This is a genomic window from Erythrobacter aurantius (assembly GCF_023823125.1).
GTDB classification, from domain to species: domain Bacteria; phylum Pseudomonadota; class Alphaproteobacteria; order Sphingomonadales; family Sphingomonadaceae; genus Erythrobacter; species Erythrobacter aurantius.
Genome location: NZ_CP090949.1, coordinates 1,648,138 through 1,666,002, shown reverse-complemented (window position 1 = coordinate 1,666,002; position 17,865 = coordinate 1,648,138). Strand labels below are relative to the sequence as shown.

Sequence of the window (17,865 nt, the reverse complement as noted above, 5' to 3'; positions counted from 1 at the left end):
CAGACAACACATGACCTTGAAACAAGATATCCCCGACACAGTTGAAGCCGTGATGGATGAATTCCGAGCATCCGGCGCCTTGTTGGAGGGGCATTTCAAGCTGTCTTCGGGGCGCCACAGCGGACACTACCTGCAATGCGCCCGTGTCCTGATGAACCCGGCGCGTGCCGGCCGTCTGGCGCAAGCTGTCGTCAAAGCGATGCCCGCCGAAGTCGTTGCGGCAGTGGATTTGGTGGTTTCCCCGGCCATGGGCGGGATCATCATCGGCCACGAAGTTGCCCGCGTCCTTGGCAAGGATGCGCTATTTCTGGAACGCCCCGAAGGCGTGTTCCATTTGCGGCGCGGTTTTGCACTAGAGCCGGGCGCAAAGGTGCTCATGGTCGAGGATGTCGTCACAACCGGACTTTCCAGCCGCGAGGCAATTGCCGCCGTTGCAAGGGAAGGCGGCGAGGTGATCGCCGAATGCGCGCTGATCGACCGTTCTATGGGCTCGGTCGACCTCGGGGTTCCTTTCTACCCGCTCGCCGCTTTTGATTTCCCGACCTATGCCGAAGATGAAATCCCCGAAGCACTTGCGAGCGTAGCTGTTACAAAACCAGGAAGTCGAAAGGCCTGAGATGTTTCGCTGCGCCCCTGCCCTGTTTGCCATGATCAGTCTCGGCGGCTTCCTGCCCGCCGGAGTTGCTGCCGCGCAGGAGCAGCAAGCCCTGCTTCTGCAATCGGAAGAAATCAAGGAGATGGCTTTCGAAGCCGGGTTCAAAGGCGAGATCGCGATCGACATGGGCAATATGGCGATCAGCGCGCATGTCAGCCCCGATCTGGAACGCGAGGGATACGTGCCATTTGTCAGCGAGTCGCCGCTCTGGCCGTTCGCTTCGGTGACAAAACAGATCCTTGCTGCCCGCCTGCTTGGGGAACTGAACCGTGAGGGGATCAGCCTCGACACACCGATTTCCCGCTACGTGCCGCAAATCAGCCGTCGTGGTGGCAGAGTGCCGACTTTCCGCGAATTGCTTCAGCACCGCTCTGGCCTGCGCAATCCCGAAGACGCCCCGATGGAAGCGAATGGGTGGCCAGCATTCTACAACAAGCCGGGTGATTACGGCCTCGATTGGTGCCTCAACGGGCGTTCGGAGCCGCCGGCAAGCGGTTGGACCTATAACAATTGCGACTACATCGTGCTGGGCGCAGCCTTTGACGAACTGAGCTTCGAAAAGGTCGAGAACATGCTTGCCGGTCCGCCCGATGCTGACATCGGAGAGCGACCGGACGGCCGGAACTCGCTTGAGCGCGTCTTCATCACGCCCGACAATGTTGAGCGTTTCTATGCGATCCGCAGCCCTGAGCGTGACATCTTGCCAAGCTACGGCGCATCCGGATCGCTTGGCGGCACCCTGCAGGATATCGTGTACTTCAACTGGGGCCTCATGCACCAATATGGCGAACGGGGCGATGCGATGGCGGAGATGTGGAAGGGCGATCCCGCGCTTGGTTACATGGCGCTGGGCCAATGGGTCTTCGAAACGCAGCCACCGGGTTGCCCCTCACCTGTCATAGTTGCCGAGCGCAAGGGGCAGATCGGCCAATACCGGATGCACAATATCCTCTTGCCGCAACTCAAGCGGTCGATGGTTTTTGCAACGATTGATCCCGATTTCGAATTTGGCGAAATCTGGGCTGGCGAAGGCTTCCTGCCCCAAGCCGTTGCCAAACTGGTATGTGGAGCAGGTGAATGAGCAGCCACCGCCTTCGCCTTGGCGTCAACATCGATCATGTCGCCACCATCCGCAACGCGCGCGGCGGCGACCATCCCGATCCCGTGCGGGCGGCAGAGATCGTTGCTGCGGTTGGCGGCGACGGTATTACCGCTCACCTGCGTGAAGACCGGCGTCATATCCGTGACGAAGATCTCGCGCGCATTCAGGCCGCGACTGACCTGCCGCTGAATCTGGAAATGGCAGCGACCGAGGAAATGCTGGCCATTGCCCTCCGGCACAAACCGCATGCGGCCTGCATCGTGCCTGAAAAGCGCGAGGAGCGTACGACCGAAGGCGGCCTCGACGCGGCAGGGCTTCACAACCAGCTTGTGCCTATTGTCGATCAGCTGCGCGAAGCGGGCATCCGGGTTTCACTGTTCATCGAAGCGGACGAGCGCCAGCTTGATACCGCTCTGCGGCTTGGCGCGCCCGTAGTCGAATTTCACACCGGCGAATATGCCCACGCATGGATTGACGGCGATCAGGAACGCGTGAGCCGCGAATTGCGCCGCATAACCGACTTGGCCGCTTTAGCCGCAAAGAACGGGATCGAGCCACATGCTGGGCACGGACTGACCTTTGACAATGTGCAGCCGATCGCCGCGATTCCGCAGTTGGCGGAGCTCAATATCGGACATTACCTGATCGGCGAAGCGATCTTCTCCGGACTTGAACCCGCGATCCGCCGGATGCGCGAATTGATGGATGAGGCGCGCTGATATGTCGCAGGAGGAACTTCCCCCGCTGTCATCAGCGCAAAAGACATGGTCGCTTGCCGCGGCCATTCTGTTTCTGATCGCCATCGGCTTCCTCGGCTTTGCGCTCAACACCGGTATCCTGCGCAGTTTCGCCATCGGCTGGGTCGCACTGCAAATTTTCGGATTCGTGGGATCGCTCAAATTCGCAAAGGGCGATTTCGCCCATCCTTTGTTCAAATCGCAGGTGATGCTCCACGGGATCGCGCTGGTACTGCTGGGTGTCCTGATCGCGAGGGCCGGATAATGATCATCGGGCTTGGCTCTGACCTCTGCAATATTGAGCGGATCGCCAATTCGCTTGAACGCTATGGCGAACGCTTCGAAAACCGCGTCTTTACCGAAACCGAGCGCGCCAAGGCCCGCCGTCGCCCCTTCACCATCGCCGGCACCTACGCCAAGCGCTTCGCTGCGAAAGAAGCTTTCAGCAAGGCTGTCGGCACCGGTTTCAAGCGTGGAGTGTTCATGAAGGACATCGGCGTCGTCAACGCTCCTTCAGGTGCGCCGACACTCGCGCTGACAGGCGGCGCGGCAAAGCGGCTTGAAGAAATGATCCCGCCGGGCCATGAGGCCACCATTCATCTTACCCTAACCGACGATCATCCATGGGCGCAGGCCTTCGTCATCATCGAAGCGCATCCAAAAGCCTGACAATGGCCGGAATTGATCGACGCAAAGCAGTGAAGCAACAACCTTGACCCAATCCGAAACCCCCGCATCCGGCACTCCAGAGAACGAGCCGCATCCCCACGAAGAGCTGAGAAAGCAGCTCGCCGAAAAGGATGCGGAAAAATCGGACAAGGTCGATTGGTTCGCCGAAATTCGGGGGCTTGCGCTGATGTTGCTCGCGGTGCTGGCATTCCATTCGCTGGTGGCCAAGCCGTTCTACATTCCGTCCACATCAATGATGCCGACCCTGCATGTCGGCGATCGTCTGGTTGTCAGCAAATACCCATACGGTTGGTCTTGGGCTTCGGTCAGCTTCCACCTCATGCCGCGCGGCGATTGGCGCGTATTCGGTTCGACACCGGAATATGGCGATATCGTGATCCCGGTGCATCCTACCCGCGACGAAGACTACATCAAGCGTGTGGTCGGGCTGCCGGGAGATACGATCGAAGTGCGCGACGGGCGGCTGATCCTCAATGGCGTTCCGGTCAAGCGCGAAGTGGTTCCGCCGGTGCGCATTCCGTTCGAGCCGGAACTGATGTGCGAAAACGGCCCGTGCCTTGCCAATTTCGATGCCTATCGCGTGCGCGATGCGGATGGTCAGCAATATTTCGAGCCGCCGACCTATCGCGAAACCCTTCCCAATGGCGCGACCTATCTGATCATCGATCACAAGAACCAGTATCTCGACAATTTCGGCCCCTACACCGTGCCCGAAGGCAATGTCTTCGTCATGGGTGACAATCGCGATGAGAGTGCCGACAGTCGTGCGTCTGCGGAAGAACGCGGCCTTGGTTATGGAGTACCGCTGGAAAACATTGGTGGCCGGGCTGAATTCATCACCTTCTCGCTCGACGGATCAGCCACCTGGAACCCGCTAAGCTGGTTCTCGGCCATGCGCGGTGAACGGGCATGGAGCACGTTGCGTCCTGCAATCGCCGAACAGCCCGAAGCGGCAGAATAACGGAGGCGCGGCCCGCCCATGGCGAAGAAGTTTCTCTATTTCGTCGCAATCAGCATCGTCCTGATCCTCGTTGCCGCCATCGCTTTCCGCATATGGGGCGAAGAGATCGCGCGCGCCGCGCTCGTGCCCACCGCTGAGTTCGAAGCGCAAGCGCCGCTCGAACCCAATGCCTATCAGGATCCCGCCCTCTGGTATTCGCGCCCCGGCATTGGCGTGAACGACCCCGCACGATGGCAGCCTGCCTATGCCAGCGATCACGGGCCGCTGCCAACACCCGCCGATCAGCGCCCGCCGCAGCACGCCGTATTTTTCATCCATCCGACGAGCTATCTGAGCCGCGAAAACTGGAACGCGCCTATCGGCGAAGAGGAGGCGGAGCGCATTGCCCGCATCTATGTGCGCGGCATGGCGAGCCCGTTCAACGCAGCGAGCGAGATCTGGGCACCACGATATCGTCAAGCCACCATGGGATCGTTCCTGACTGACGAACCCGAGGGCCAGCAGGCGATTGATGCTGCCTATGCGGACGTGCTGGAGGCCTATCGCTTCTTTATCGAATCGGTGGACGCTGAAACGCCTATCGTGCTGGCCGGACATAGCCAGGGCTCACTCCATCTCCTGCGCCTGCTGCGCGAGGAAGTGAAAGGCTCGCCGGTCGCGGATCGTCTAGTCGCTGCCTATGTCATCGGATGGCCGATCTCGGTGGAACATGACGTCCCCGAACTCGGGTTTGCCGCCTGCGCTACGCCGCAGCAGACGGGCTGCATCCTGTCCTGGTCGAGCTTCGCTGAGCCGGCCGATCCTTCCGCTTTGATGGAGACCTATGCCAAATCGATCGGGTTTGACGGGCAACCGCGCGGTGACAGCCGTATCCTGTGCACCAATCCGCTGACAGGCATGTTCGGCGGAGAGGCCGCAGCGGATCGCAACCTCGGAACGCTCGTTCCGGATGACAGCATGTCCAACGGTGAACTGGTTCCCGATGCGGTGCCGGCACGATGCGACGATCGCGGCCTGCTGCTGATAGGTGATCCGCCCGAACTGGGTTCCTATGTCCTGCCAGGCAACAATTACCACGTCTATGACATCCCGCTATTCTGGGCCAACACACAGGCCGATGTCGCCCGCCGGGTCGAAGCGAAGGTAGGCGGCGGAGCGTCGGCAAACTGATTACCGAAAGCGCCCTCGACTTTGCCGATGCCCTGCCCGATGGCGGAGTGCTGCTGGGGCTGGACCTCGGCACCAAGACGATTGGCACCGCGACATGCGACGCGGGCTGGCGCTTTGCCACCAATGGCAAGACCATAGTCCGGGGCAAATGGGGCAAGGACCGGGAAAAAATCGCCGCGCTGATCGCCGAACGGACCGTCAAGGGGCTGGTGCTAGGTTTGCCGCTCAACATGGATGGCAGCGCAGGGCCGCGCGCTCAGGCAAGCCGCGCCTTTGCCCGCAATGCCGCAGAAGCCTTTGCCCTGCCGATCCTGCTATGGGATGAACGCTGGTCAACACAAAGCGCCGAGGCCGCAATGATTGGTCAGGACATGAGCCGCAAGAAGCGCGCCGAGGCAATCGACAGCCACGCGGCGGCGGTGATCTTGCAAGGCGCCATCGACAGGCTTGCCAGCGGGATGCTCTGAACCATGAGCGAGTTCCTGCAACTGCTCTTGCGGGACCTCTTGATGGCCCTTTACACGCGGTTGGGGCAGCCACTGGTCAACAGATTGCCGCGCACGGTCAGGATCGGTTGCCGGACTGTCGCAATCGGGCTGATCGCAGCATTTTGCGGATTGGTGCTCTTTACCCTTTTCACGAAGTCTGGATAAGCTTTCGCGCTAGGCACGGATGTCCGTGCGCCTGCGTTTGGCCGTTTCCGCGACCATCCGGCATCCCGCAGCTTCTGCTGTGCGCCAAAGTTCTTGGCGTGCGTCCGGCTCCGCAATCAATCCGGCCCTCGCCTCAAAGCTGGCAAGCCGCATTCGGTCACTCGGATGGGTCCGTCCTACCCATTCCGCAAAATCCAGCGCCGCTTCGGAACCGCTCGCGACGGCTGTTCGCAGGAAGACTTCCGTCGCATTCGGGCTGAGGACACGCGTCACTTCGCCGCGTTCAAGATCGAAACCATATTGGTCGAACCACCCCTGAGCCGGATCGATGTGCATGACGTTCAGCGAAACCGACAGGCTTTCGGCAGGCAATTGCGAATGAACGTCGCGGTGGGCGCGGTACAGCATCAGCTTGCCTTGGCTTAGCGCGCTGCGCTCCACGAACCGCAACCCCGCCGGTTCGCCTTCATATCCGCTCAGGGCATCGTAGTCATATTCGAAGTAGTCGCTGCGATAGCCCGGCCCCAGATATCCGCTCGTCAGGAATGAGAAATTGTGATCGTGCGGCACGCCATAGACAAAAGCCGCCGCACCGCTGTTGCGGAAAAACAGATCATGCTCCGCTGGCCAGATGTTGGCGCGCAGGAACATGTTGCCGCGCCGTGGGCTCAGGATGATCGCTTGCGGACCGTATCCGCTTTCAACCCCGCCGTCGCTTCGGCCAGCCAGTCGATCCAGCAGCAGGTCGGCAAGGAAGGTGCGATTGTTGGTCAGGCGGCGCAGCCACAGGGCCGCTTCCAAGGTGCTTTCCTCTTCGCGCGGATCGAAATCCTGTTGGGCGAGCGCTTCAATCGCCTCAGGCAGCGAGGCGCATTCCGGTGAATCGATTGCGATGGTACGCGGCATCAGGCTGGCTCCACGTTGGCTTGGGCAAGTTCGGGCTGCCGTTGCAGGAGGTCCCGGTGGAGTGATCGAGCGGGTTGAGCCAAGGGATCGGCTTGGCACGACGACAATTCGGACAGCAAATTCAGTCCGGCGCGCGCATCGAGCGCCAGAACTTGCCGCACAGCCTCCCAGCGGGCGGTCGTATCGTGGGACGGGTCGGAGGCAAAGGCGATCATCGGCGCGATCGCCGCACTGTTCCCAAGCGCGCCCAGAACCCCCAGCGCCATGACCTGCTGGCTGGCCCGCTTGTCTCCGCTCGATTGCTGAACAAGCGCGCTATCGGTAAGGTTATAGACCAGCGTTGGTGCTGGGCGCTTGGCGGTGCGGATCAACTGGAGCAAAGTGACGCTCCGCTGCACTTCAAGGAATTGTCGGCTTTCGCGCCTCGCATGACAGCGAATACTGTCTCCCTGGCGCCAAGACTTCCGGTCGGCTTTCACCCGGCCCTGATCGCAAACAGAAAAATGCCAACCGCTGGCCTCTCCTGAAACAATCAACTCGGTTCGTTCACAATCGACAAACTGGGCCGTTTCCGGCTCGATAGTCGATACGACCGGTTCATAAGTGGAAAGCGAAAGGGTCACGCCTGCTTCCTGCCAGAGCAGCAGTCGGGAATATCCGGGGCTGTGGCTTTGGCGAAGCGGTACTTCGGCCAGCGGTTGCTCGCGCAAGGCGGGGATGATCGCGGAGGTGAAGCTTTCGACATAATCCTGCGCCACGGGCAGTTCCGCCATCAGCGATGCCAACATCGGCAATCGCGTCAGATCTTCGCCGGCGGCATATCGCAGCAGATCGCCATGCACAGCTGATACATGCTCGTGCTGGTCCCATAGGCAGAGCGCGGCTTCCACCTCGGCGGTGGCGCGGCGCTGCAAGGGTGGGTCTGCCCGCAGCGCCGCGATGGCGGGATGCACTTGCATTATCCCGGCCGTCCCCGTTTACATGATGCCCGGCGGCGGGGGTGGCGGCGGTACGGTGTCGTAGACATAGACCATGATATCGACGATCGTATCGTCATAGACGGCCGCCTTTGTCTTAACGGCGCCGAACAGGGCTTGAGCGGACTCAAGACCGGGAATACTGGCTAGATCGATTTTGGGCATGAATGCGTCCCCTTGTCTGAATGCCTCTGGCGAAAGTGCCAGCTGCCTGAGGGACATTGATTGCAGGCCATGCGAGGTTGAAATTAAATGATTGTAACAATGTTGCTTTCCGTGGAAAGCTTACGCGCATGAGCACTAATCAATCGCAGTTTGATGCGAAAATGGTTGGCCGGTTTCTGTTCGAGGCTGGCCACACCGGGTGGCTTGGTCTGAAATACACCGACCATGGATACAATTGGGTCGAGATCGAATTGCCCTGGCGCGAAGACCTGCTGGGTGAGCCGGACCGCGCGGTTCTCGCATCAGGCCCGATCATCAGCCTGATGGACATGGCCAGCGGCATGTCGATCTGGCAAACCAAGAAGGACTTCACCCCCATCGCCACGCTCGACCTGCGCGTCGATTACCAGCGCCCAGCACGCGAACGCAGTTCGGTCTGGGGGCGGGTCGAATGCTACCGCACCACACGCTCGGCCGCCTTTGTCAGGGGCATTGCGCACGATGGCGATCCTGATGATCCTGTTGCGCATGTCGCGGGGGTATTCATGACCATTGGCAAGGACCCGCGTCGGGTAAGAATGAGCAACGATGATGCAGCGCCAAGCGAAGCGGGGACAGGCGATGACTGACATTCCGGCAAGGCTGAAACTGCCCGCTTACGCGCAAGCGCTGGGGATAGAAGTCGCGCGGATCGAAGACGGTGTGCCCGTGCTTACCGTGGAATTCGGCCGCATCGTCGAAGGAAGGCCGCAGCACTATCACGGCGGAGCCACCGCTGGTCTGCTGGAGAACGCCGGCTATGCGGCACTGCGCGCCCGGCTGATCGCGGAAGGGCGCGAAGCACAATTGAAGCCGGTTAATATCACCGTGCAATACCTATCGGCGGGGAAGTCCCAAACCAGTTTTGCCAAAGGCCGCATCACCCGGCTCGGACGGCGTAATGCCAATATCGCGGTGGAAGCATGGCAGGATGATCCTGGTCGCCCGATAGCGACCGCAATCATGAATATCCTGATGGCTTGATACCGGGCCGGGCTATTCTTCGGGTGGGATCGGTTCGACCCGCAAGCCTTCTTCGCCAAGGCGGACTTCCACCGGTACTCCGTCCTGCGAGAGCACGATGCCGTCGGATTCAATTCGCAGCCTTGCGCCATCTTCGCCCAACGGAATTTCCTCGCCCTCGCCTATATCGACATCAAGCGGCTGAACCGGTCCCTCGGGATCGGGTGAGGCGCTCGGACGCGGAGCAGGTAGCGACAAGGCGCCGCGCATGAAGTCCTTCCAGATGCGGGCCGGAACACCGCCGCCTGACACGCGATTGAGCGGAGAGGCATCGTCATTGCCGACCCAGACGCCCACCACAAGATCGCCCGCATAACCGACGAACAGGGCATCACGGTAATTCTGGGTCGTGCCGGTCTTTCCGAAATTGGCGATCGGCAATTCCGCCGCCTCCCCCGTCCCGCGATTGATTGCAGCGCGCAGCATGCGTTCGATATTTTCGTGCGTGCGGGCAGATGCGCTGTCGACCGGGGTGGTCAGCCATTCCCACCAGCTCTGCTCCTCTTGCGGAAAGGCACGCGGCTTTACGGGAAAGCGGTTGGCAGCAACTCCGGCGTAGGCAGCGGTAAGCTCAAGCAGCGTCATCGTCGAAGTGCCCAAGGCAAGGCTCGGATCGCCTTTGGTCATGTCCGAAGTCACCCCCAGCGAACGCGCCATGCGGATGACGTTTTCGCTGCCGACTTCATTGAAAAGCCGCACTGCCGCGACATTGCTTGAAGTGGCAAAAGCATCCTCAAGCGTAATCGCTTCGGAGTATCGATCGCCCGCGTTGCCCGGACGGTACGAACCCGTTTCGATGGGAGTGTTTGCTATCGTGTCATCGGGTTCCCACCCGGCTTCTAGCGCGGCAAGGTAGACAAACAATTTGAACGTTGACCCCGGCTGCCGCCGCGCCTGTGTTGCGCGGTTGAACGGGGAATCGGCATAGCTGCGTCCCCCCACCATCGCCACCACTTCACCGGTGGGACGCATTGCCACCAGCGCAACCTGCGCATTGCCCAATGCGGCGCGGCTCGTCACGCGGCTTGCAAGCGCCTGGAGCCGTGCGTCTAGCGTTGTCGTAAGGGTCTGACGCGAATAGCTGACTTCCATCCCTTCACGCGCGATCGGCAGCGCCCAATCGGCGAAATAGGTGCCCGTGGGCAGATCGTTGCGGGTGCGCACGTCAAGCCGCGGGTCTGGCAGGGCATCGGCCTCCGCCTGTGTGAGGTAACCCACCTCCACCATCGCCCCGATCACGAGATCCATGCGCGCCTTTGCGCGGTCGTAGTGGTTCGTCGGCGCGTAACGGGAGGGAGCCTGCAATAGCCCGGCAAGCATGGCTGCCTGCTCTGGCCGCAGGTTTTCGGGCTGGCGGTAGAAGTAATGAAGGCTTGCGGCGCGCAGCCCGTATTGATTGTCCCCGAAATAGGCATTGGAAAGATAGCGCGACAGGATTTCATCCTTGGTCAGCCAGCCCTCCAGCCAGAAGGCGATCAGCGCCTCGCGCGCCTTGCGCGTCAGCGTCTGCTCTGGGGTCAGGAAAGTGAATTTGGCGAGCTGCTGGGTGATAGTCGAACCGCCGCCATTTCCGGTCCATATCGCTCGGGCAATCCCTCGCGGGTCGATGCCCCAATGGGAATAAAAGCGCCGGTCCTCAATCGCCAGAAACGCCTCGATGACATGAGGCGGCAGCTTGTCCACCTCGACAGGCGCCTCCACCACCGCTCCGCTTCGGGCTATCGGCGTGCCGTCACTCGCCAGCAAGGTGATCTGCGGCGGGGCAATGGGTTCAAGGCTCTTCGATAGCGGAGCGGTGATCGCGAGCCACAGGAACAGGGCGATAAACAGGGCAAAGCAGGCCGCGATGACGCGGACCGCCCACCAGCGCTTGCGCCGGCCGCGCCAATATTCGCGGGTCCACCACGGCAGGCGGCGGCGTTCTTCGCGTTCAAGCGAGCTGTCGAGCTGGGACAGCCGGGCGTCCCAAGTGGCGTAATCGGGCGAGCCTGCCGGGCGGTATGCAGGCCCGTCCTCGTCAGGATCAATCGGCCTTTGCGATTCGTACAACGGAAAGAATCCCGCGCCGCCCGTAGGCAACTCGCCCCCGCCCCGGCGTTTCCAGAATCGTTCGAACAGCGCCATAGGCTACTGTATTAGCAATCTAACACGCCAAGGCGCAAGAGAGACTAGATCGCACCTTCCGGCAGATCCTCATTGAACACGCGCTGGTAGTATTCGCTCACCAGCGTGCGTTCGGCCTCGTCGCACTTGTTCAGGAACGACAGGCGGAAGGCAAAGCCGACATTCTTGAAAATCGCTGCGTTCTGGGCCCAGGTGATGACGGTACGCGGGCTCATTACGGTCGAAATGTCGCCGTTCATGAAGCCCTGACGCGTCAGTTCCGCTACCTTGACCATGTCAGCAATCATCGCATCGTCGGTATCCGGCGTCTTGGACTTGACGATCTGCTGCTCGGTTTCGGCGGGCAGGTAATTGAGAGCGACGACGATGTTCCAGCGGTCCATCTGCGCCTGGTTGATCGCCTGCGTGCCGTGGTACAAGCCGCTGGTATCGCCAAGGCCGACGGTGTTGGTCGTCGCAAACAGTCGGAAATAGGGGTTCGGCGTGATCACGCGGTTCTGATCAAGCAGCGTCAGGCGACCGTCAAATTCCAGCACGCGCTGAATCACGAACATCACATCCGGGCGACCGGCATCATATTCATCGAAGGTCAGCGCCACCGGGTGCTGAAGCGCCCAGGGCAGAATGCCTTCCTTGAATTCGGTGACCTGCAAACCGTCCTTCAGAACAATCGCATCGCGTCCGACTAGGTCGATACGGCTGATATGCGCGTCGAGGTTTACGCGGATGCTGGGCCAGTTCAGGCGCGCGGCGACCTGTTCGATATGGGTCGATTTGCCGGTGCCATGATAGCCCTGCACCATCACCCGCCGGTTGTGCGCAAAGCCCGCCAGAATCGCGAGAGTGGTTTCCGGATCGAAGACATAGCTGTCATCGCGTTCGGGCACATGCTCGCTCGGCTGCGAAAAGGCGGGAACCTGCCAATCGACATCGATGCCGAAAGTGTCGCGCACGTCGACAGTCGTATCGGGTTCGGCAGGAATGGCGCTGGCGCCGGCGAATTCTTTGGTGGCGTGTGAGTTCATTACGCGCCTCGGTTAGAACGCCAAGGCGACGGCTGCAAGCGCATCGCACCTGCTAATTTTGCAAGTATGGCAGTGATGCTCGCCTTGAACCGCCTGCTGCCCTATATTCGGACCATGCCGGACCCCATCGAATCCCTGCGTTTGCGACTGGTAGAGCAGGTCAGAGGGGTGTTTAACGACACCAAGAGCGGGCAGAAGCCTGTGCCGATCTCCGATGATGCGCTGTTCGCGAAGGACACGCCGATCCGGTTGGTTCATGCAGACCTCGTCGGGATGATGACCGGGGGTATTCGCGGGCTGATGCTCCAAATACTCCACCCCGAGGCGCTGCAAGGGGTGCTCGACCATTCGAACTTTCGCGAAGACATGCACGGTCGCCTTCAGCGAACCGCGCGTTTTATCGCAGTCACAACCTTCGGGCATCGCGATGAGGCGATGAAGGCGATTGACCGGGTCAACCGGATTCATGCGAAGGTTGGTGGAACCTTACCTGATGGCACCCCGTACAAAGCCACCAATCCGCGCACCCTTGCGTGGGTTCATGTGACAGAGGCGCAGAGCTTTCTTGCCGGATATCTGCGCCATGTCCGCCCTGACATGCCCTATTCTGAACGCGACGAATATTATCGCCAGTTCGCGGTCATCGCCCGCGCTCTGGGGGCCGACCCTGTTCCGGAAAGCTGCAATGAAGCCGATGCGATCTTTCGCGAATTGCGCAGCGACCTGCGTGCCTCGCCCGCCGCGCGCGAAGTGGCGCAACTCGTTCTCAGCCAGCGCCCAAAGGGCACTCCGGCCGCATTGCAAAACGTGATCGGAGCGGAAGCGGTGGCGATGCTGCCCGACTGGGCACGCCAGATGCTGCGGCTGCAACGCCCGGTATTGACCGCCCTGCCCGCTCGTGCGGCGACCTGGGGAGTGGGTCGCACTCTGCGCTGGGCGTTCCGCCAGAATTGACGGGCGAGCCCCGCAAAAGAATGCTACGATCAGCGGCGGAGGGAGAAGCGGCATGTATGTGCAGGGGTTCGTGATCCCGGTGCCCGAAGGCAACCGGGAGGCATACCGCGAGATTGCGGAGAAATTCTGGGCGATCGCAAAGGACTATGGCGCGCGGGCGCAGATCGAATGCTGGGAAGTCGATGTACCCGATGGCGAAAGCACCGATTTCCGCCGCGCCGTGAAGGTTGAGGACGGCGAGAAAGTCGTGTTTTCCTGGGTCACGTGGGACGACAAGCAAAGCTGCGATGCCGGTCATGAAAAGATGATGGCCGACGAACGCATGCAAACCCAATTCGGCAATCCCGATGGCAGCGACATGCCTTTTGACGGAAAACGGATGATCTTTGGCGGGTTCGAGCCGATCGTATGGAAGGAGGCATAGGCAATGGCCGAGTTCACATTCTACACCGTCGCCATGAGCCGTGGACAGATTTCGCGCTGGGCATTGCACGAAGCGGGCGCGGATTACGAACACGTCGTATTCGATTGGGCCACGCGGCCCACCGACTTCATCAACATAAACCCGATGAACAAGGTGCCCGCGCTGGTCCACCATCACGGCGATCACGATCACGTCGTGACCGAGGCGGCTGCGATCAACCACTATCTTGCCGAAACCCACCCCGAATCCGGTCTGCTGCCCGACATCCATGAACGTGCCGCCTATTTCCGCTGGCTGTTCTTTGCCGCAGGACCGCTGGAGCAGGCTGTGGTTGGCAAGGCAATGGGCTGGGAAGTCCCGCCAGAACGCGCCGGAATGGCCGGTTTCGGTAGCCTTGATCTCGCGCTGTCCGCGATGGAAGGCTGGCTTTCGAAGAACGACTTCGCCGCCGGCAAACGCTTCACGATGGCGGATACCTATGTCGGCAGCCAGTTTGTATGGGGACTGCGCTTTGGCTCGATCCCGGAAACGCCGGCGTTCAAGGCCTATGTCGAACGGATCACCCAGCGCCCCGCCTATGCAGAGGCCAATGCCATCGATGCAAAGCTGATTGCGGAGGCCGGGCAATGAGCAAGGGCGGATTGGCGACCTGCCTCTGGTACGCGAGCGGCGCAGAGGAAGCCGCCCGGTTTTATTGCGATCTCTTTCCCGACAGCCGCATAGACCGGGTGGATCGCGCGCCCGCCGATTACCCCGGAGGCAAGGAGGGGGATGCCTTGGTGGTAGCATTCACACTGCTGGGGCATCCCCACATGGCGATGAACGGCAGACCCGAAGGCGACTTTACAGACGCGGTTTCTTTTCAGGTGTTCACGGACACTCAGGAGGAAACCGACCGCTACTGGGAAGCGCTCACCGCCGATGGGGGCAGTGAAATGGCATGCAGTTGGTGCAAGGATCGCTTCGGCGTGCGCTGGCAGATAGTCCCCCGCGTCCTGATGGATGCGCTGGGCCACGAGGATGCTCTTGTGCGCAACCGCGTATTCGTTGCGATGCAGGGCATGGTGAAGATTGACCACGCCGGGATTGAGGCGGCGGTAGCCGGTTAACCCAAGGCCCTGCTTTTCCTTAGCAGTTGATACGCCTCGACCACCTGGCCGAGTCGCGCCTCGTGTCTGCGATCCCCGCCATTGCGGTCCGGGTGATACCGCCTGACCAGTTCCGAATAGCGCCGGCGCAATCGGCGCCTGTCGGTGTCAGAGCCCAGCCCCATGGTTTCCAACGCTTCGGCCTCATCCTTGGAAAAGCGGCCGTCCATCGCCATGCTCGCAGAGCGTTCCGCGCGGCTGCGGATACCGCCCGCGCGCGCCGAAATCGCTTCCAGCGGATCGTCGAAATCGGCCCAGCGCGGCATTCCGTCCACCCCGGCCCGTGGCCCGAAACTTGGGCTTTCTGTGCGCCACCCCTCAGCAGGTGCCTGCGCCATCAGGATTTCCTCGGCACTCATCCCTTCGAACCAGTCGTATCCCGCATTGAATTCGCGCACGTGATCAAGGCAGAACCAGCGCCACTCGCCCGGACCGTCAAACCCGCTCGGGCGATAGCCGGGAGCGCGAAATTCGCCGGGCTCACGGCAAGTCGGGTGCTCGCACACCCGCTCGCTTCCTTCGTGCCTGCCATGGAATCGTGTCTGGGACATAAGGGGGTTGAGAATGGCGAGTGAGACGCCAGATTCCAACCCGTCAGAAGTTGCAAAGAAGGAAAGTCAGGTCATGAGCGGTGCAGTGGCAGAAGAAATGCAGATCCTTTTGACCGAGGCATTTGCCCCGACCCGGCTCGAAATCATCAACGACAGCGCGAAACACAGCGGCCACATGGGCGACGACGGATCGGGGGAATCCCACTTCACAATCCATATCGAAGCCGCCGCCTTTGCCGAAATGACCCGCCTTGCGCGCCAACGCGCGGTTATCACTGCACTGGGAGACATCGTTGGCCAGCGCGTCCACGCTGTCGCGATCAAGGCCAGCGTTCCCGAAGCATGAACGAATTCGGCAACACCAAACGGGTGAGGCGCTCGGCCCGGATCATCGTGCTCGATGCCCAGCACCGGGCGCTGATGTTCCGGTTCGATGTGCCCGGTCGCCCGCCTTTCTGGGTGACAGCCGGGGGCGAATGCGAGGCGGGAGAGAGTTACATCGCTGCCGCGCGCCGCGAATTGCTGGAAGAAACCGGGATCGACGCTGATCCCGGCCCTGAAATCGCCCGCACCACGCCCGAATTCGTAACCGTGGAGGGCGAACCGGTGCAGGCTGACGAGCGGTATTTCATGGTGCGGGTGGAACATTCGGCGATAGATACCTCGCGTCACACTCCGCTTGAACAGACGGTGATGACGCGGCACCGCTGGTTTACCCTCGCCGAGCTTTCCGACTGGCACGAGGCGCTGTTTCCCGAAAATCTGGCCGATATGATCGCGTTGCACACCGCAACCTGATTGCCCTTGATTGCCGCGCTCGCTACTCCCTTGAAGCAAAGGGAGAGAGATATGGATTACACCGGCAAGACCGTCTGGATCACTGGCGCGTCATCGGGAATTGGCGCGGCGCTGGCACGGGATGTCGCCGCGCGCGGAGCGAATGTCGTGCTGTCAGGCCGCGATGAAGCGCGCCTTGCCGAAGTCGCGGCGGATTGCGGAGAGACGCTGATCCTGCCGTTTGACGTGCGCGACGATGCGGCTCTTGCCGATGCGACGGCAAAGGCGATTGCTTGGAAACGCGGCGTGGATGTCGCTTTCGCCAATGCCGGGGTTTCCCAACGCAGCCGAGCTCTCAAGACCGAGATGAAGGTCTATCGCGACATCATCGATATCGACCTGACCGCCCAAATCGCTTTTTCCCAGGGGCTTATTGGTCATATGTCAGAACGCGGGTCAGGTGCGCTCGCGTTCATCTCCTCCATTGCGGGCAAGGTAGGAGTGCCGATGCGCACCGCCTATTGCGCGGTGAAGTTCGGCCTTGCAGGCTATGCCGACGCGCTCCGGGCCGAGCTTTCGCAAACCGGGGTGAGCGTCCATGTGATCTATCCCGGATCAGTCGCCACCGATGTCTCGCGCAATGCACTGGTCGGTGACGGCAGCAAGCGGGGCCGATCGGACAAGGTGATCGACGAAGGTATTCCGGCTCCCGATGCCGCCCGCGCGATGCTAGACGCCATCGCGTCAGGCGAACGTGAAATCATCGTCGCGCAAGGCATGGAAGCGGGCATGGGCGAGATGCGGCGCACGCCTGATGCGCTGTTCGATCAGGTCGCGGCCATGGTAGCCGCGGGCTACATGGAACGTATGGAACAGGCGGAGTAGCCACGATGGAGCAAAAGCGCGTCGAACTCGCCAATGGCATTCATCTGGACGTGGCGGACGAAGGGCCAAAGGATGCGCCTGCGCTGATCTTCCTGCACGGCTTTCCCGAAAACCACCGCACCTGGCGCCACCAGATCGCGCATTTTTCCGACCGGTTCCGCTGCATTGCTCCGGATCAGCGCGGCTATCGCGGATCGTCCAAGCCGCAGGAGGTGGACGCCTACACGCCCGACAAGCTGATCGGGGACGTGTTCCTCCTGGCCGATGCGCTGGGGATAAAGAAGTTCACCATCGTCGGCCATGACTGGGGCGGAGCCGTCGCATGGGGCGTGGCGCTAGGCGGCCAGCATACGCGGGTCGAACGCGCCGTGATTGCCAACGCCCCGCACCCGGCTATCTTTGGCAAGCTGCTCTGGACCCATCCCGGCCAGCGGGCGGCCAGCCAATACATCCGCGCCTTTCGCGATCCGGCCAATGATCCGCTGATCCGCGAAAAAGGGATCACCGGCATACTGCGGCAAGAGGTCAATTGGGACCGCCCCGACAACATGCCCGCCGAAGAACGCGCCCAGCTGCTCAAGGACTGGGAAGACCGCGATGCGTGCTTCGGGATGCTCAATTATTACCGGGCTAGCCCGATGGTGGTGCCGAAAATGGAGGAACCGTTCGAGCTTCCGGCGGAGTTCACCGCACCTGCGCTGCCGAACCTGACCATTCCCACGCTGGTCATATGGGCGCTGGACGATCTGGCGCTGCCTCCGGAAAACCTTGAAGGGATGGAGGAAATCATCGCCCCGCTCACCATCCAAAAGGTGCCGGATTGCGGGCATTTCGTTCCGTGGGAAGCCCCGGAAGCGGTGAATGCGGCGATGGAAGCTTTTCTGCTCAGCTAGGCCCGA

The 17,865-nt window shown here is 61.2% G+C and carries 25 protein-coding genes; 18 read left to right on the top strand and 7 right to left on the bottom strand.

Going from position 1 to position 17,865, the window contains the following annotated elements; all coding sequences use genetic code 11:
* The first annotated feature begins 10 nt into the window (after positions 1–10).
* From pyrE to ruvX, 8 genes are read left to right on the top strand one after another with little or no spacing between them, the layout of a single operon-like run.
* Positions 11–616: an orotate phosphoribosyltransferase gene (gene pyrE / locus L1K66_RS07885; RefSeq protein ID WP_252260397.1), complete on the top strand. Its 606-nt coding sequence runs from the start codon at positions 11–13 to the stop codon at positions 614–616.
* Position 617: 1 nt separating this feature from the next.
* Positions 618–1,736, top strand: coding sequence for a beta-lactamase family protein (locus L1K66_RS07880; protein ID WP_252260396.1), 1,119 nt, complete (start codon positions 618–620; stop codon positions 1,734–1,736).
* Positions 1,733–2,476: a pyridoxine 5'-phosphate synthase gene (locus tag L1K66_RS07875; protein WP_252260395.1), complete on the top strand. Its 744-nt coding sequence runs from the start codon at positions 1,733–1,735 to the stop codon at positions 2,474–2,476. Before L1K66_RS07880 ends, L1K66_RS07875 begins: the two co-directional genes overlap by 4 nt.
* Positions 2,463–2,759 (top strand): pyridoxal phosphate biosynthetic protein, encoded by a 297-nt coding sequence (locus tag L1K66_RS07870; protein WP_252260394.1) that lies wholly within the window; start codon positions 2,463–2,465, stop codon positions 2,757–2,759. Before L1K66_RS07875 ends, L1K66_RS07870 begins: the two co-directional genes overlap by 14 nt.
* Positions 2,759–3,163, top strand: coding sequence for a holo-ACP synthase (acpS, locus tag L1K66_RS07865; RefSeq protein ID WP_034952770.1), 405 nt, complete (start codon positions 2,759–2,761; stop codon positions 3,161–3,163). The genes L1K66_RS07870 and acpS overlap by 1 nt, the downstream gene beginning before the upstream one ends.
* A 43-nt stretch (positions 3,164–3,206) precedes the next feature.
* Positions 3,207–4,145, top strand: coding sequence for a signal peptidase I (gene lepB / locus L1K66_RS07860; protein ID WP_407931986.1), 939 nt, complete (start codon positions 3,207–3,209; stop codon positions 4,143–4,145).
* Positions 4,146–4,163: 18 nt separating this feature from the next.
* Positions 4,164–5,315, top strand: coding sequence for a DUF3089 domain-containing protein (locus L1K66_RS07855; protein WP_252260392.1), 1,152 nt, complete (start codon positions 4,164–4,166; stop codon positions 5,313–5,315).
* A complete protein-coding gene (gene ruvX, locus L1K66_RS07850) occupies positions 5,312–5,782 on the top strand; it encodes a Holliday junction resolvase RuvX (protein WP_252260462.1) in 471 nt (156 codons plus the stop codon). The genes L1K66_RS07855 and ruvX overlap by 4 nt, the downstream gene beginning before the upstream one ends.
* A 50-nt stretch (positions 5,783–5,832) precedes the next feature.
* On the opposite strand, the gene L1K66_RS16445 is transcribed toward ruvX, so the two are convergent.
* The 4 genes from L1K66_RS16445 to L1K66_RS07835 are packed head-to-tail and all read right to left on the bottom strand — an operon-like array spanning position 5,833 to position 8,016.
* Positions 5,833–5,955 (bottom strand): hypothetical protein, encoded by a 123-nt coding sequence (locus L1K66_RS16445; RefSeq protein WP_256471499.1) that lies wholly within the window; start codon positions 5,953–5,955, stop codon positions 5,833–5,835.
* A gap of 22 nt (positions 5,956–5,977) precedes the next feature.
* Positions 5,978–6,874 (bottom strand): transposase, encoded by an 897-nt coding sequence (locus tag L1K66_RS07845; protein ID WP_252260391.1) that lies wholly within the window; start codon positions 6,872–6,874, stop codon positions 5,978–5,980.
* Positions 6,874–7,833 (bottom strand): hypothetical protein, encoded by a 960-nt coding sequence (locus tag L1K66_RS07840; RefSeq protein WP_252260390.1) that lies wholly within the window; start codon positions 7,831–7,833, stop codon positions 6,874–6,876. Before L1K66_RS07840 ends, L1K66_RS07845 begins: the two co-directional genes overlap by 1 nt.
* An 18-nt stretch (positions 7,834–7,851) precedes the next feature.
* Positions 7,852–8,016 carry a hypothetical protein gene (locus tag L1K66_RS07835; protein WP_252260389.1) on the bottom strand — a complete coding sequence of 55 codons (165 nt, stop codon included), beginning with the start codon at positions 8,014–8,016 and terminating at the stop codon, positions 7,852–7,854.
* A gap of 128 nt (positions 8,017–8,144) precedes the next feature.
* Between L1K66_RS07835 and L1K66_RS07830 the strand changes: the two genes are divergently transcribed.
* Together L1K66_RS07830 and L1K66_RS07825 are read left to right on the top strand one after the other, a co-directional pair.
* Entirely contained in the window at positions 8,145–8,645 is a 501-nt protein-coding gene (locus tag L1K66_RS07830) for a PaaI family thioesterase (protein WP_252260388.1), read from the top strand.
* Positions 8,638–9,039 carry a PaaI family thioesterase gene (locus L1K66_RS07825; RefSeq protein WP_034953306.1) on the top strand — a complete coding sequence of 134 codons (402 nt, stop codon included), beginning with the start codon at positions 8,638–8,640 and terminating at the stop codon, positions 9,037–9,039. The genes L1K66_RS07830 and L1K66_RS07825 overlap by 8 nt, the downstream gene beginning before the upstream one ends.
* A gap of 12 nt (positions 9,040–9,051) precedes the next feature.
* Here the strand turns inward: L1K66_RS07825 and L1K66_RS07820 are convergent, their stop codons facing one another.
* Positions 9,052–11,202 carry a transglycosylase domain-containing protein gene (locus tag L1K66_RS07820; RefSeq protein WP_252260387.1) on the bottom strand — a complete coding sequence of 717 codons (2,151 nt, stop codon included), beginning with the start codon at positions 11,200–11,202 and terminating at the stop codon, positions 9,052–9,054.
* Between the two features lie 44 nt (positions 11,203–11,246).
* Positions 11,247–12,227, bottom strand: a complete 981-nt coding sequence (gene cobS / locus L1K66_RS07815) for a cobaltochelatase subunit CobS (RefSeq protein WP_034952761.1) — start codon at positions 12,225–12,227, stop codon at positions 11,247–11,249.
* 66 nt (positions 12,228–12,293) lie between these two features.
* On the opposite strand from cobS, the gene L1K66_RS07810 reads away from it, so the two are divergent.
* The 4 genes from L1K66_RS07810 to L1K66_RS07795 are packed head-to-tail and all read left to right on the top strand — an operon-like array spanning position 12,294 to position 14,714.
* Positions 12,294–13,181 (top strand): oxygenase MpaB family protein, encoded by an 888-nt coding sequence (locus tag L1K66_RS07810; protein WP_407931985.1) that lies wholly within the window; start codon positions 12,294–12,296, stop codon positions 13,179–13,181.
* A 52-nt stretch (positions 13,182–13,233) separates the two neighbouring features.
* Positions 13,234–13,605, top strand: a complete 372-nt coding sequence (locus L1K66_RS07805; protein WP_252260385.1) for a DUF1428 domain-containing protein — start codon at positions 13,234–13,236, stop codon at positions 13,603–13,605.
* Between the two features lie 3 nt (positions 13,606–13,608).
* On the top strand, positions 13,609–14,235 hold the full coding sequence (locus L1K66_RS07800) for a glutathione S-transferase family protein (RefSeq protein ID WP_252260384.1): 627 nt from the start codon (positions 13,609–13,611) through the stop codon (positions 14,233–14,235).
* Positions 14,232–14,714 (top strand): VOC family protein, encoded by a 483-nt coding sequence (locus tag L1K66_RS07795; protein WP_252260383.1) that lies wholly within the window; start codon positions 14,232–14,234, stop codon positions 14,712–14,714. Before L1K66_RS07800 ends, L1K66_RS07795 begins: the two co-directional genes overlap by 4 nt.
* Here the strand turns inward: L1K66_RS07795 and L1K66_RS07790 are convergent.
* Positions 14,711–15,304 (bottom strand): DnaJ domain-containing protein, encoded by a 594-nt coding sequence (locus L1K66_RS07790; RefSeq protein WP_252260382.1) that lies wholly within the window; start codon positions 15,302–15,304, stop codon positions 14,711–14,713. The two genes, L1K66_RS07795 and L1K66_RS07790, sit on opposite strands and share 4 nt — an antisense overlap.
* Positions 15,305–15,377: 73 nt before the next feature.
* On the opposite strand from L1K66_RS07790, the gene L1K66_RS07785 reads away from it, so the two are divergent.
* The 4 genes from L1K66_RS07785 to L1K66_RS07770 are packed head-to-tail and all read left to right on the top strand — an operon-like array spanning position 15,378 to position 17,859.
* Positions 15,378–15,650 carry a BolA family protein gene (locus L1K66_RS07785; RefSeq protein ID WP_252260460.1) on the top strand — a complete coding sequence of 91 codons (273 nt, stop codon included), beginning with the start codon at positions 15,378–15,380 and terminating at the stop codon, positions 15,648–15,650.
* Complete coding sequence (locus L1K66_RS07780) at positions 15,647–16,102, top strand: NUDIX hydrolase (RefSeq protein WP_252260381.1); 456 nt, start codon at positions 15,647–15,649, stop codon at positions 16,100–16,102. The genes L1K66_RS07785 and L1K66_RS07780 overlap by 4 nt, the downstream gene beginning before the upstream one ends.
* A 51-nt stretch (positions 16,103–16,153) precedes the next feature.
* Positions 16,154–16,966 (top strand): SDR family NAD(P)-dependent oxidoreductase, encoded by an 813-nt coding sequence (locus L1K66_RS07775; protein ID WP_252260380.1) that lies wholly within the window; start codon positions 16,154–16,156, stop codon positions 16,964–16,966.
* A gap of 5 nt (positions 16,967–16,971) precedes the next feature.
* On the top strand, positions 16,972–17,859 hold the full coding sequence (locus L1K66_RS07770) for an alpha/beta fold hydrolase (RefSeq protein WP_252260379.1): 888 nt from the start codon (positions 16,972–16,974) through the stop codon (positions 17,857–17,859).
* Positions 17,860–17,865 lie beyond the last annotated feature (6 nt).